The sequence below is a fragment of the Inquilinus limosus genome, assembly GCF_051487185.1.
Taxonomy (GTDB): Bacteria; Pseudomonadota; Alphaproteobacteria; order DSM-16000; family Inquilinaceae; genus Inquilinus; species Inquilinus limosus_F.
Window position 1 is genome coordinate 92473 of the sequence record NZ_JAHVDK010000002.1, and the last position, 12832, is coordinate 105304.

At 68.6% G+C, this 12832-nt stretch carries 12 protein-coding genes and 1 pseudogene; 6 read left to right on the forward strand and 7 right to left on the reverse strand.

The genetic code is table 11. The features are described 5' to 3' along the window. Nucleotides 1-47 precede the first annotated feature (47 nt). Complete coding sequence (locus KXR53_RS02275) at nucleotides 48-1775, reverse strand: peroxidase family protein (RefSeq protein WP_437372989.1); 1728 nt, start codon at nucleotides 1773-1775, stop codon at nucleotides 48-50. A 282-nt stretch (nucleotides 1776-2057) separates the two neighbouring features. Here KXR53_RS02275 and KXR53_RS02280 point away from each other — a divergent pair, with 282 nt between their 5' ends. After that, the gene (locus KXR53_RS02280) at nucleotides 2058-2777 is read left to right on the forward strand and encodes a glutathione S-transferase (protein ID WP_437372991.1); all 720 of its coding nucleotides are present in this window, start codon (nucleotides 2058-2060) and stop codon (nucleotides 2775-2777) included. Between the two features lie 39 nt (nucleotides 2778-2816). Beyond that, nucleotides 2817-3671, forward strand: coding sequence for an NAD-dependent epimerase/dehydratase family protein (locus KXR53_RS02285; protein ID WP_437372993.1), 855 nt, complete (start codon nucleotides 2817-2819; stop codon nucleotides 3669-3671). Between the two features lie 4 nt (nucleotides 3672-3675). On the opposite strand, the gene KXR53_RS02290 is transcribed toward KXR53_RS02285, so the two are convergent. Continuing rightward, nucleotides 3676-4320 (reverse strand): DUF6683 family protein, encoded by a 645-nt coding sequence (locus KXR53_RS02290; protein ID WP_437372995.1) that lies wholly within the window; start codon nucleotides 4318-4320, stop codon nucleotides 3676-3678. Nucleotides 4321-4736: 416 nt separating this feature from the next. On the opposite strand from KXR53_RS02290, the gene KXR53_RS02295 reads away from it, so the two are divergent. After that, a complete protein-coding gene (locus KXR53_RS02295) occupies nucleotides 4737-4961 on the forward strand; it encodes a hypothetical protein (protein ID WP_437361976.1) in 225 nt (74 codons plus the stop codon). Between the two features lie 49 nt (nucleotides 4962-5010). Here the strand turns inward: KXR53_RS02295 and KXR53_RS02300 are convergent, their stop codons facing one another. The 4 genes and pseudogenes from KXR53_RS02300 to KXR53_RS02315 form a co-directional block, all read right to left on the reverse strand. Continuing rightward, on the reverse strand, nucleotides 5011-5751 hold the full coding sequence (locus KXR53_RS02300) for a trypsin-like serine peptidase (RefSeq protein ID WP_437372997.1): 741 nt from the start codon (nucleotides 5749-5751) through the stop codon (nucleotides 5011-5013). A gap of 149 nt (nucleotides 5752-5900) precedes the next feature. After that, nucleotides 5901-7331: a calcium-binding protein gene (locus KXR53_RS02305; RefSeq protein ID WP_437373462.1), complete on the reverse strand. Its 1431-nt coding sequence runs from the start codon at nucleotides 7329-7331 to the stop codon at nucleotides 5901-5903. Nucleotides 7332-7388: 57 nt separating this feature from the next. Beyond that, nucleotides 7389-7493 (reverse strand): annotated as a pseudogene (locus KXR53_RS02310) (calcium-binding protein); the annotation flags it as partial. Beyond that, a complete protein-coding gene (locus tag KXR53_RS02315) occupies nucleotides 7444-7929 on the reverse strand; it encodes a hypothetical protein (protein ID WP_437372999.1) in 486 nt (161 codons plus the stop codon). The pseudogene KXR53_RS02310 and the gene KXR53_RS02315, both read right to left, overlap by 50 nt. Nucleotides 7930-8181: 252 nt before the next feature. On the opposite strand from KXR53_RS02315, the gene KXR53_RS02320 reads away from it, so the two are divergent. Continuing rightward, nucleotides 8182-8412 carry a hypothetical protein gene (locus KXR53_RS02320; RefSeq protein WP_437373001.1) on the forward strand — a complete coding sequence of 77 codons (231 nt, stop codon included), beginning with the start codon at nucleotides 8182-8184 and terminating at the stop codon, nucleotides 8410-8412. Between the two features lie 9 nt (nucleotides 8413-8421). Here KXR53_RS02320 and KXR53_RS02325 read toward each other — a convergent pair whose 3' ends face one another. Then, on the reverse strand, nucleotides 8422-9216 hold the full coding sequence (locus KXR53_RS02325; RefSeq protein ID WP_437373003.1) for an IclR family transcriptional regulator: 795 nt from the start codon (nucleotides 9214-9216) through the stop codon (nucleotides 8422-8424). Nucleotides 9217-9442: 226 nt separating this feature from the next. Here KXR53_RS02325 and KXR53_RS02330 point away from each other — a divergent pair, with 226 nt between their 5' ends. Continuing rightward, nucleotides 9443-10966, forward strand: coding sequence for an ABC transporter substrate-binding protein (locus KXR53_RS02330; RefSeq protein WP_437373005.1), 1524 nt, complete (start codon nucleotides 9443-9445; stop codon nucleotides 10964-10966). Between the two features lie 168 nt (nucleotides 10967-11134). After that, nucleotides 11135-12673, forward strand: a complete 1539-nt coding sequence (locus KXR53_RS02335; protein ID WP_437373007.1) for an ABC transporter substrate-binding protein — start codon at nucleotides 11135-11137, stop codon at nucleotides 12671-12673. Nucleotides 12674-12832 lie beyond the last annotated feature (159 nt).

Consider the following 12832-nt stretch of genomic DNA (forward strand, 5'->3'; position numbering starts at 1 on the left):
CTTGGATATCGGCGCCCCCGGCGGGAGCGCGGTGACGGTGATGTGATTCAGATGAATGGCGGCTCGACGGATTCGAGCTTCAGCGCCTTGGCGACGAAGACGATCAGCTCGCTCATCGTCCCGGGCACGGACCGGCCGAAGACGTGGGCGACCGCCTCCTCGGTGGTGATCCCGGCCACCGGGTCCCGCGCCTCCTCGATCAGGTCGCGGGTCTGCTCCAGCGCCCCGGCGAAGACGTCCGCGGTGATGACTGAGGCGAGCGTGCCGAAGCTCTTGCCGTCCTCCTCATGGGCGGCCTCGAACAGCAGGTAGAACAGAAGCGGCGGGTCGGCGGCGATGGCGTCGCGCTCCCCGGGCTCGAAGGCGACGGTGTCCCCCGCGTCGAGCCAGGCACGCAGCGTCGCGATGCGGTGCTCGCGGTCGGCGAGCAGGCGCGAGCGGTCGAGCACCGCGGCCGGCATCAACTCGGCCAGTGTGTTGACGGTCCGCAGGCCGCTCAACGACCCGCGGACCAGGTCGCGGTAGAGCAGCCCCGACATCGTCCCGTCGACGGTGTCGTCGGATCCCGGCGCATAGGCGTTCCGGAACAGGCTGTCATAGAGCATGACAGCGTTGTAGGAGGGGCCGATGCGCCGGCTGAGCTGGGGCCTCGACTCGTCGATCGAGAAGAAGCGCGACCATTCCCAGACCCAGATGTCGCGGATCGGCGTCTCGCGCGCCCGCCGGGCCGAGGAGGTCTCGATCATGTCGCGGACGCCGAAGGTCTCGGTCTGCCGGCTCATCCGGTAGCTCGCCCGCACCATGGCATGGCCGAGGCGGTAGGCGGCGTCGCAGAACTCGATCGGCATCCGGCCGTCGGGCGTGTCGGCCAGCGGCCGGGGGCGGGCCTGGTTGTACAGCTTCCAGATCTCCGGCCGGATCAGGCGGGGCAGCAGGTCATTGACCACGATGCCGCGATAGACCGCCGCGGTGATCTGCCGGGCCAGCGAGAAGCGCGCGAAGCTGAGCAGCTCGGCCGAGGCCGAGACCTCGTCCGGGAACGGGCTGCGGCTGCGCAGGATGTCGATGACCGCGTTGTGGAACATCAGGAACAGCGTGGTCAGCTGGGACAGGTTCACGCTGTCGTCGTTGCGCGGGTCGGTCAGCAGGGTGTCGGCCGCACCCTCGGTCGCCGGGTCGCTCAGCCCCTCGATCCGCGCCCGCGGAACATCGCGCGCGGTGTGCACCGGGCAGGCAGCGTTCGGCTTGCCCGGCTCGGTGATACGGATGTGGCCGAGGCGCAGCTTCTCCCGGAGTTCGCCATGGGCTTCCGGCATCTCGTAGCTGATCGGATCGTCGGTCGGGCCGCGGCCGTAGATGGTGTCCAGCACCAGCGGCCGGGACCGCAGGTTGACCCGCGGCAGGGTGCCGTCGGCCAGGCTGACGGTGGTCATGGCGCCGTGGACGATATCGTGCCCGGCGAGCTGGGCGAAATAGGTGTAGCCGGCCGGGATCCGCCCGTTGTCGGTCGGATCGGCATGCGCCTTGCCCTCATCGGCATAGCGGTGCGGTTCCTGCATCCGCCGGATCAGCTTGCAGATCAACGTCTGCGCCGCCAGCGGCTCCTCCGCGCGGCGATGAACCTCTGCCGCCGACGGCGGGTCGCCGGAGCCGAAATTGCGAAAGGCCTGCGCTGTGCCTGTCTGCGTGGTCGCGCCCGCCAGCGCCCCGGCGCCCGGCCGCTTGCCGAACCGCGCCGTGAATGACGGGCAGTCCAGTCCGCCGTGTTGCCCCATTATCCTCCCTTTCCACGACTGGGTTCCGACACGTGCCGCGTCCCGGAATCTGCTGTGCCGGAGCCCATCGAGCCGACGGCTTCGATTGAATATGCCTCTCCGACTATGCGGTACGATTGAATATGACGGCGCATGAAATAGCTAGCGAAGCAGAGGCTCGATGGGGCGACCATCCGGGCGAGACGGCATGGACCACGCTAGCGGAGCGACGTGAACCCAGCGTGAAATGGCGGCGTCCGGCCGGGGACGTCCCGGCCGGGCGGTCACGAAAGGATCCGGCGAATGACCTATGAGCTCTACTACTGGCCCGAGATCCAGGGGCGCGGCGAGTTCGTCCGGCTCGCGCTCGAGCAGGCCGGCGCCGACTATGTCGACGTCGCCCGCGGCGAGGGCGACGACCTTCCCGGGTTGATGCACTTCCTGCAGGACGAATCCGTGGCCGAGCCGCCTTTCGCGCCGCCCTATCTCAAGGCCGGCGACCTCGTGATCGGCCAGACCGCCAACATCCTGCTGTTCCTGGGCGACCGGCACGGGCTGGCGCCGGCGGAGGAGGGCGGGCGGCTGTGGACCCACCAGCTGCAGCTCACCATCGCCGACTTCCTGGTCGAGGCGCACGACACCCACCACCCGATCGGCAGTGGCCTGTACTACGAGGAGCAGAAGCCGGAGGCGAAGCGCCGGGCCGCGGATTTCCTGGCCCACCGACTGCCGAAATATCTCGGCTATTTCGAGCGGGTGCTGGCCCGCAACCCGGCCGGCGACGCGCATATGGTCGGGGACAAGGTGACCACGGCCGACTTATCGATGTTCCAGATGATCGCCGGGCTGCGCTACGCCTTCCCGAAGGCGATGGCACGGATCGAGCCGCAGCATCCGCGCCTCGTGGCGCTGCACGATCTTGTGGCGGCTCTGCCGCGGATCAAGGCCTATCTCGCCTCGCCCCGGCGCATCCCGTTCAACCAGATGGGCATCTTCCGCCACTATCCCGAGCTCGATCCCTGACCTATCTTGTCTGACAATAGAGCGGTGAGGGAGGAGCAGATGATCATCGTCACTGGCGGCAGCGGCCAGGCGGGGCGCGCCTGCCTGAAGGACCTGATCGCGCATGGCTATGACGTCTGCTCGGTCGACCTGGCGCCGCCGGCCGACCCGTCGGTCCGGCACAGCCGCGTCGATCTGACCGATTTCGGCCAGACCATCGCCGCCTTCTCGGCGATCGACGACCGGGTGTCGCAGGTCACCGGCATCGTCCATCTGGCGGCGATCCGCGCCCCCGGCCTGGCGCCGAATCACGTCACCTTCGCCACCAACACGGTCAGCACCTACAACGTGTTCGAGGCGGCGCGGCAGCTCAGGATCCGCAACATCGTCTGGGCATCGAGCGAGACCGTGCTGGGCCTGCCCTTCGACACTCCGCCGCCCTATGTGCCGGTGGACGAGGAATATCCCGGCCGGCCGGAGACGGCCTATTCCCTGTCCAAGCTGATGGGCGAGGAGATGGCGAAGCAGTTCTGCCGCTGGGACCCAGAGGCCAAGATCATCGGGCTGCGCCTGTCCAACGTCATGGACCCGGAGCGCTACGCCGAGTTCCCCGGCTTCGACGACGATCCGCGCAAGCGCAAATGGAACCTCTGGGCCTATATCGACGCGCGGGACGCTGCCCAGGCGATCCGGCTGGCGCTGGAATCGAAGCTGACCGGCGCGGATGTTTTCGTCATCGCCAACGCCGATACGGTGATGAATCAGCCGAACGACGCGCTGCTCGACGCCGTCTATCCCGGCGTGCCCCGCAAGCGCCCCTTCGGCCCGAACGAGACCCTGCTGTCGATCGAGAAGGCCCGCCGGGTGCTCGGCTACGAGCCGCGTTACAGCTGGCGCGACCCGCGCCAGGCCTAGAGATTCAGTCCGCGCGAACGAAGCCGTCCTCGGTCAGCGTCATGCTGGCCAGGTCCAGGTTCATCCCGCGCGCACCCTGCGACACCGCCGCGGCGAGCTGGCGGCTGAGCGCGGGGTTGCCTTGGCTCTGCTTCATCGCTTCCCCGATCAGCGCCGCCTGGATCAGCAGGCTCTCGGCCATCTCCTGCTTGGCCGCATCGCTAGCTCCGCGCAGCGCGCCGGTGGACGCCATCACGCCGGCCACCTGGTTCCTGACCGCCGTCGCCATGCGGCGGCTGACATCGTCGTCGACGCCGCGGCTCGCCTGCCAGGCATTGATCCAGTACACGGCATAGGCATCGGCAACGTCGTCGATCCGCAGCCCGGCCTCGGCAAGCGGGGCTCGCATCGCCTCGATCACATCGGTCGAGGCGAACACCCTGGCGAGATCGTCGGCGCCCTTGGGATCGTTCTGCCGGCTCTTGGCCACGAACTGCGCCAGGTTGGCGGTGCGGCGCTGGAGCGAAGGGGTGTACCGGAAGGTCGCAGCGGAAGGAACTGCCGGTTTCGGCTGCTGACCCCCGTCTTGCTGTTGCTCTCGCAGATTGCGCAAATGAAGGCCGAGCGTATCGGTGCCGGTGACCGCGGGCAGCGTCGTCGACCAGAACATGTCCTGAGCGTGACCCGCCATCGGCGAGGCCGCGGCCGTCCAGATGACGGCGCACAGTAGAGTCCGTCGCATCACTCCCCCCGATCAGGACGAACGACCGCCTGCACAGGCCCGACGGGCTTTCCACCACTGCGGCGGTCCGCCTCGACTCCCTGCCGGCTCCATCTTCTTACCATCATCCCATGGCACTTCTGAGGCATGGCCCCGGCGCTGCCGGGCAGGCTTGTCTCCGTTTATGTTGCGGTGCACAATGACCGGAGCGGTCGCTGGACCGATTTCGAGAGCAGGCCGTGGCGGGGCCCGGTGACGTTGCGTCGCAGCCACGGAAGCCGGCCGGCGCGGGATCGGTTGTCGATCCGGAACGAATCTCCAGGAGGAAGCCCCGGGTGGTGCACAACCCAGGGAGCGGTAGCATCATGGACTTGTTCACCACCCTCATCCTCGTCTGCGCGACGGCGATGCCGCAGCGCGACTGCAACCGGGAGACCGCGGTCGACGTGGTCGCCGGTCCCGTGGCGAGCTCGCCGCTCGGCTGCGGCGTCTCCGGCCAGGCGATGCTGGCCAGCACCGCGCTCGGGCCGAAGCTGGGTGAGGGGCGCTATCTCAAGGTCGTCTGCGACCGGCGAAGCGAGAAGGGCTGACCGGCCGGCCCAGGGCGGCTCGGTTGCCCGGGGCGGCGTGAGGCCTTCATCACCGCAGCGCCGCGGCGAAGGCGGTGGACGGGACGGCGAAGTTCAGCGTCAGCCGGTCGGTCGAGCCGGCGACGGCGACGCCCACCACCCGCCATTCGCCGTCCTGCAGCGCCAGCAGCGGGCTGCCGCTGGTGCCGCGCGTGCCGTTGCAGTCGTGGATCAGCACCAGGCCGCGCGCCGTCCGGTCGGTGCCGAGCACCATGCAGGCGGTGTCGGCGGTGATGATCTGCGCCTTGTCCTGGCTGTAGCCGCCGAGCACGACGGCCGTGCCCGGGGGCGGCACCGATTCCGCGACCAGCAGCGGCGGAGCCTGCGGCGGGGCATCCGCGGCCAGCACCAGGATCGCCCAGTCCACCGCATACTCCTCCCGCGGCCGCAGAGGGTCGTAGGCTTCGGCGTGGACCACCTCGGCAACCTGGGCGTGCTCGATGAACTCGCCGCGGTCGTAGCCGAACAGGACATGCAGCGAGGAGGCGGACAGGAACCGGCGGGTCCGCGGGTTGAACAGGCAGTGCGCCGCGGTCAGCACGCGGCGGGGGCCGATCAGGGCGCCGGTGCAGCGGCCGCCGATGCCGGTCTGGACCTTGGCCAGGCTGCGCCACGGTGCGGCCGTGCCGTCCACCGGCACGCGCCGGTCGTCGGGGCCGAGGCCGGGCAGCAGCAGCGGCGTGGCCGCCGGAGCGGCGAGGGCGGCGAGGACGAGGAGCGCACCCGCGAGCAGAGCTGATGTGAGCCGCATCCCTGTTCGTCCCTCCGGACCGGGCCGTTCCGGCCTTCCGGCTGCGAGTATCGCCGTAGCACCCGCCCGGGCCAAGCGCCCGCACGCGACCCGCGCAAAAAAGAACCCCACCCTGCACGGCGGCAGGGTGGGGGCGTGCGGGAGTGGGTTCAGAGCACGAAGTCGCTGGCCGTCAGCGTGTGATCCGACAGGACGATGATCGCGATGTCGGGGTTCTTGTCGCCGGTGGTGTCGCCATAGACCGCCTGATAGCCGTTGGACAGCGCCACCACCCGCAGCTCGCCGGCCACGCCGGTGAAGGCACCGGTGCCGAAGGTGAAGGCGCCACCGGACCCGTTGGCGTCGATCGCGGACAGGTCGATCCGGTCGCCGGTCGCGAAGTCCTCGATCACGTCGCGGCCGGCCGCGGCCACGGTGCTATCGCCGATGGCGGTGTAGACGAAGCTGTCGCTGCCGGCACCGCCTTTGAGGGTGTCGGCCCCGGCGCCGCCGGTGAGCACGTCATCGCCACCATTCCCCCAGAGCCGGTTGGCCCCGGTGTCGCCGGTCAGCGCATCGGCGAGGTTCGAGCCGTAGAGCTGCTCGATGCTGGTCAGCGTGTCGCCGACGGCGTCGCCGCCGGAGACGCTGCCGGTGGCGAGGTCGATGGTCACCCCGGCCGTGCTGTTGATGTAGTAGGCCGTGTCGGTGCCGAGCCCGCCGTCGATCGCATCGGCGCCGGCCCCGCCATTGATGATGTCATTGCCGTCATTGCCGCTGATCGTGTCGGTCCCGTCCGCGGCGGTCAGGACGTCGTCGCCGGCCCCGCCATTGATGGTGTCGTCGCCGGCACCGCCACTGACCGAGTCGTTGCTGGCCCCGCCATTGGCGGTGTCGTTGCCGTCCCCGCCGACGAGGCGGTCGGCGCCGTCGCCGCCGTCGAGATTGTCATTGCCCTCCTCGCCGGAGAGAACGTCGTCGCCGCCATTGCCGACGATCGTGTCGTTGCCGAGCTCGCCGCCGATGATGTTGTGGTTGTCGTCCCCGGTCAGGTTGTCGTCGAAGCTCGACCCGTACAGGTTCTCGATGCTGGTCAGGGTGTCGCCTGCGGCATCGCCGCCGCTGGTGGTGCCGGTCAGCAGGTTGACCGTCACTCCGGCCGCCGACCCCTGGTAGTTGGCGAAGTCCGACCCGGCGCCGCCATCGATGGCGTCGGCACCGCCGCCGCCGCGGAGCGTGTCGTTGCCGTCCAACCCGATGATGGTGTTGGCCGAGGCGTTGCCATACAGGTGGTCGATGAAGTCGGTGCCGGTGATGTTGCTGATGCCGTTCAGCGTGTCGCCTTCGGCGTCGCCGCCGCTGGCGGTGCCGTTCTGCAGGTCGACATCGACGCCGGAGCCCGAGCCGGAATAGTCGACCGTGTCGACGCCGCCGCCGCCGCTGATGGTGTCGGCGCCGGCACCACCGACCAGCGTGTCGTTGCCGGTGGACCCGGTCAGGTTGTCGTCCCCGGCGGTGCCGATCACCCGCTCGATGCCGGAGAAGGTGTCGCCCTCGGCGTCGCCGCCGCTGGCTGTGTTGGTGGTGAGGTTGACGGTCACGGGCGTAGCGGAACCGGAATAGTCCACCGTGTCCGTGCCGGCGCCGCCCTGCAGAGAATCGGCGCCGGCCCCGCCGGTCAGCAGGTCGTCGCCGTCGCCGCCGAGCAGGGTGTCATCCCCGCCCTGGCCGTCCAGGGTGTCGTTGCCGCCCTGGCCGTTCAGGGTGTTGGCGGCGGCGCTGCCGCTGAGGTTGTCGCCCCCCCGTGTCGGAGCCGAGCAGGTTGACGATGCCGACCAGGTAGTCGCCCTGAGCGTCGCCGCCGAAGCCCTGGGAGGCGCCGGTGAGCTGGATGTCGATGCCCAGGATCGGAAGCACGAGGTCGACGATGACTGAGAGGTCGACCGTCGCGCCTTCGGCGGAATTCGTGTAATCCGCTGCATCGATACCCGAAAGGGTGATGACGCCGGCGGCGTTCAGCAGACCGCCGATGATCACGTCCGCCCCGGCGCCGCCGCGGATGACGTCGTCGCCGGACCAGCCGATCGCGACGTCATCGCCGCCCTGGGCGTCGACGAAGTCGTTTCCGATGGCCTGGACCGGTCCGATGATGAGGTTGGGTATGATTTCGGCGCCGTTGGTGCCGGTGAAATCGGTCATGATTAATATATTTGTATGATGTATTGGATCAGGGTTGTAGATCTCACGGAAAGGTCAGAGCGTCTGACCTTCTTTCAATGTCTGCTGGGCGGTTCGCGTCAGATCTGGCATCTTCAGGCACGTCATCCGGGAAGGGCATGGCGGAGTCTCCGCGTCCTTCTCGGGAACACCGGTGTCGATGCATGCGTTTCCCCGGCACCGGCGTCGACCGGATGCGGCGACGGCCGCATCCCGAACGAGGGAGAGATCGCCATGGATCGCGACTTCACGCGCCAGGTGGTGCGGGCCAAGCAGGCGGCGCGGGCGACGAACCGGGCGCAGCGGGCCTTCCGCCACACCGACCCGTCGGGCCTGTCCGGTGTCGCCGGCGCGGCCTATGTCACGGAAAAGCGGCGCGCGCTCCGCTTCGCGGTGGCGGAGGCTGCCGCCTTCGATCACGCCGTGGACCCGGTCGTACGCGACCTAGCCGCGCGGGATCGGTAGGGGAGGGCTTCAGGACCGCCAGCCCAGAAGCCGCTCGATCCGGCTCGCCGCCTCCTGGACGGCGACGCTGTAGGTGCGCTCGCGCTCGCGCGCCTTCTGCTCGGGCAGCACGACGCTGATCGTCGCCTCGCAGTCGCCGTTGGGATTGCAGATCGGGGCGGCGATGCAGGCGACGGCGAAGTCGGATTCGCTGAGCTGGATCGCCAGCTTCTCGGCCAGCGCCGTCTCCGCCGCCCGGCACAGCGCCTCCGGGTCGGTCTCGGCCATACCGGTGGGTGAGGGCTGGGCGGCGCGGCGCATCAGCTCGATCCGCTCCGCCCAGGGCAAGTGTCCGATCAGCAGGCGGCCGGAGGCGGTCCAGTTCAACGGCACTCGGGTCCCGACCTTGGACGAGACCCGGAAATGCCCGGGCGGCTCGGCCATCGCCAGCACCACCATATGGCCCTCGTCGCGACCGCAGATCTGCACCGTCTCGCCCAGCAGGCGGCTGAGCTCCCGCATCTCCTGCGACGCGGTCTCCAACAGATTCAGGCTGCGGCCATAGGCCAGGCCATAGTGATAGAGGCGAGGGCCGAACCAGAGCAGCCCGTCGCCGTCGCGCGACAGCAGGTCCTGCCGCAGCAGCGAGTCCACCACGCCGTAGATCGTCGACATCGGCGCGCCCAGCGCCTTCGACACGTCATAGGCGGTCAGCGGCCGGCCGACGGCCAGCAGATGGTCGCAGATCTGCACGGCGCGCTCGATGCCGCTGACCCGGCTGCGCTCGCCCGCCTTCTCGGCCTTCGTCACCGCTGCTTCCACCATGGTCCCGTCCTGTCTGCTCCCGGCCGCTGCTCCGGCCGAGTGGTATAGCCCGCGCCTGTCCGAAGCTAGGCTTTGTCTCGCATTGCGGTCAATCGCCGAGCAATTCCGCCGCTCGGCCCGATCGGATGGGGTTGACGCCCCGGCTGCATCGGTTTTAGCGTATTCCGCAACGGAAGATGTTGCTTCCTAATAACGGAATACTAGAGGCTCACGACAGGGGGAGTCAATGCTGCGAATCCTGTGCCTGATCGCCCTCGGGCTGCTGCCGGTGTCGTCCGGCGCCGCGGCCGCGCCGGCCAAGGGCGGGTCGATCACCGTGGCGACGATCGGCGAGCCGCCGGCGCTGGACCCGATGGTCAGCACCGCCGACCTGGTCGGCATCATCACCCAGCACATTTTCGAGACGCTCTACACCTTCGACGCCAACTGGACCGTCACGCCGCTGATCGCCGAGGCAATGCCGGAGATCAGCGCCGACGGCCGCGTCTACACCATTCGGATCCGACAGGGCCTGACCTTCCATGACGGCTCGGCGCTGGATGCCGACGACGTCGTCGCCTCGCTGAAGCGCTGGACCGAGGTGGCGTCGCGCGGGAAGCTCGCCGTCGCCAATTTCGAGGCGATCGAGAAGGTCGACCCCTACACCATCCGCATCACGCTGAAGCAGCCCTTCGCGCCGCTGCTGGCCCTGCTGGCCTTCAACAACAGCGCCGCGGTGATCGTGCCGTCGGAGAAGATCGCGCCGGAGATGAAGGACCCGATCGGCAGCGGCCCCTACATGCTGAAGGCGCGGGTGCCCGACCAGTACATCCAACTGGTGCGCTTCGACGGCTACAAGCCGCGCGAGGGCGAGCCGGACGGCTATGGCGGCGCCCGCAAGCAGTATCTCGACGAGATCCGCTTCGCGCCGGTGCCGAATGCCAACACCCGGGTCGAAGGGGCGGTGGCCGGCCAGTTCGACTACACCGATTCCCTGCCGGTCGAGGCTTATGACAAGGTCAAGGCCGGAGCGTCGGAGCCGATCATCCTGAAGCCCTTCGGCTGGCCGGTCTTCGTCATGAACACGAAGGAAGGCCTGCTCAGCGACGTCCGCCTGCGCAAGGCGGTGCAACTGGCGCTGAACGAGGAGGACATGCTGGCGGCCGCCTTCGGTAGCACCGACTTCTACGCCCTCGACGGCGCCATGTATCCCGAAGGCTATCCCTGGCGGACCGAGGTCGGCACCGAGATCTACAACAAGGGCGATGCCGAGGGCGCGCAGAAGCTGCTGGAAGAGGCCGGCTATGACGGGCAGAAGCCGATCCGGATCCTGACCAGCCGGCAATACGAGTTCCACTACAAGATGGCGCTGGTGGCGGCGGAATACCTGAAGGCCGCCGGCTTCCAGGTCCAGCTCGACGTCACCGACTGGGCGACGCTGACCCAGCGTCGGACCGACCCGGCGCTGTGGGAGATCTATATCAGCCACAGCCCGTTCCTGCCGGAGCCGGCGCTGATCGGCGCCCTGGCCAAGGGCTCGCCGGGCTGGTGGGACACCCCGGCCAAGGAGAAGGCGGTCGGCGCCTTCAACCAGGCGCTGACGCAGGACGAGCGGGTGAAGCTCTGGGCCGGCGTGCAGCAGGTGATGGCCGAGGAGGTGCCGCTGATCAAGGTCGGCGATTTCAACGCCCTGTCGGCGAAGTCGAAGGCGCTGCAGGGCGTGACCCCGGCCCCCTGGCCGTATTTCTGGAACGCGTACGTCGAGAAGTGACGGACGCCTGAATGACACTACACCGTCATTGCGAGCGCAGCGAAGCAATCCAGGGCAGCTTGCCTTGGCTCCTGGATTGCTTCGTCGGCTTCGCCTCCTCGCAATGACGGTCAGGGTGGCTCCTCTGCGCTTCTTCCCGACCGCCGTTGCCGCCGCCGAACGCAAGCCATGAAGACCCAGCCCATGCGCCGCCTGCTGCTCTCCCTCCTCGTTGCCGCCGCCCTGGTGCCGGGCGCGGCGTTCGCCGACCCGGTGAAGGGCGGCACGATCGACGTCGCCACCATCGGCGAGCCGCCGACGCTCGACCCGATGGCGAACACCGGCGATCTGCTGGGCATGATCACCCAGCATGTCTACGAGACGCTGTTCACCTTCGACGGTGAGTGGCGGCTGCAGCCGCTGCTGGCCGAGGCGATGCCGGCGATCTCCGACGACGGCCGCACCTACGACATCGGGATCCGCCCGGGCGTCACCTTCCATGACGGCGAGAAGCTGACCGCGGCCGACGTCGTCGCTTCGCTGGAGCGCTGGATGCGGGTCGCCTCGCGCGGCAAGCAGGCGGCGCCGATGATCGAGAGCGTGACGGCGACCGGCGACCTGTCGGTCCGTATCAAGCTGAAGCAGGCCTATGCGCCGCTGCTGTCGCTGCTGGCCTTCAACAACAGCGCCGCGGTGATTATGCCGAAGGCGCATATGGACGAGCCGCTGACCGAGGTGATCGGCACCGGCCCCTACAGGCTGGCCGAACGCAAGCCCGACCAGTATATCCTGCTGACCCGCTTCGACGGCTATGCCGCCCGCAACGAGGAGCCGAGCCGCTATGCCGGCCGGCGCACCGCGTATCTCGACGAGATCCGCTTCATCCCGGTGCCGAACGCCAACACCCGGATCGAGGGCGCGATCTCCGGCCAGTACGACTTCTCCGACCTGCTGCCGGTCGAATCCTACGACCGGCTGACCGGCCTCTCGACCACCGAGCCGGTGATCCTGAAGTCCTTCGGCTACCCGATCATGATGCTGAACACCAAGCAGGGACCGCTGGCGAAGCTCGAGCTGCGCCAGGCGGTGCAGGCGGCGCTGAGCGAGAGCGACATGATGCTGGCCGCCTTCGGCAAGCCGGAGTTCTTCACCGTCGACGGCGCCATGTATCCGGAGGGCTTCCCCTGGCGGAACGACGCCGGGGTCGACACCTACGACCAGGGCAATCCGGAGAAGGCGCAGGAGCTGATGGAAAAGGCCGGCTATGCCGGCGAGCCGATCCGGATCCTGACCAGCCGGCAATACGAGTTCCACTACAAGATGGCGCTGGTGGCGGCGGAATACCTGAAGGCGGCCGGCTTCAAGGTCGACCTGCAGGTGTCGGACTGGGCGACCTTGACCCAGCGCCGCAACGACCCGGCGCTGTGGGAGATCTTCTTCACCCACAGCCCGTTCCTGCCGGAGCCGGCGCTGAATCTCGGCATGTCCGAGAGCGGCCCGGGCTGGTGGTCGACCGAGCGCCGCCGCGCCGCCTTCGACGCCTTCAATGCGGCCTCGGACCCAGCGCAGCGGGCGAAGCTGTACGCCGACGTCCAGGCCGCGATCATGGCGGAGGTGCCGTTCATCAAGGTCGGCGACTTCAACGCCCTTTCGGCCAAGTCGCCGAAGCTGAAGGGTTACGAGCCGTCGCCCTGGCCGTCCTTCTGGAACACGTGGGTGGAGAAGTGAGGGCCGTGCTGGTGCTCGACCATTCTCCTTTATTGTCATCCTCGGGCTTGACCCGAGGATCCAGGGCGGCCCGAGCCGCTCTCGGTGGCCCCTGGATTGCCGGGTCAAGCCCGGCAATGACAGAAAAAAGATGCCTGCAGACGCTCAGGACGCTGTAGC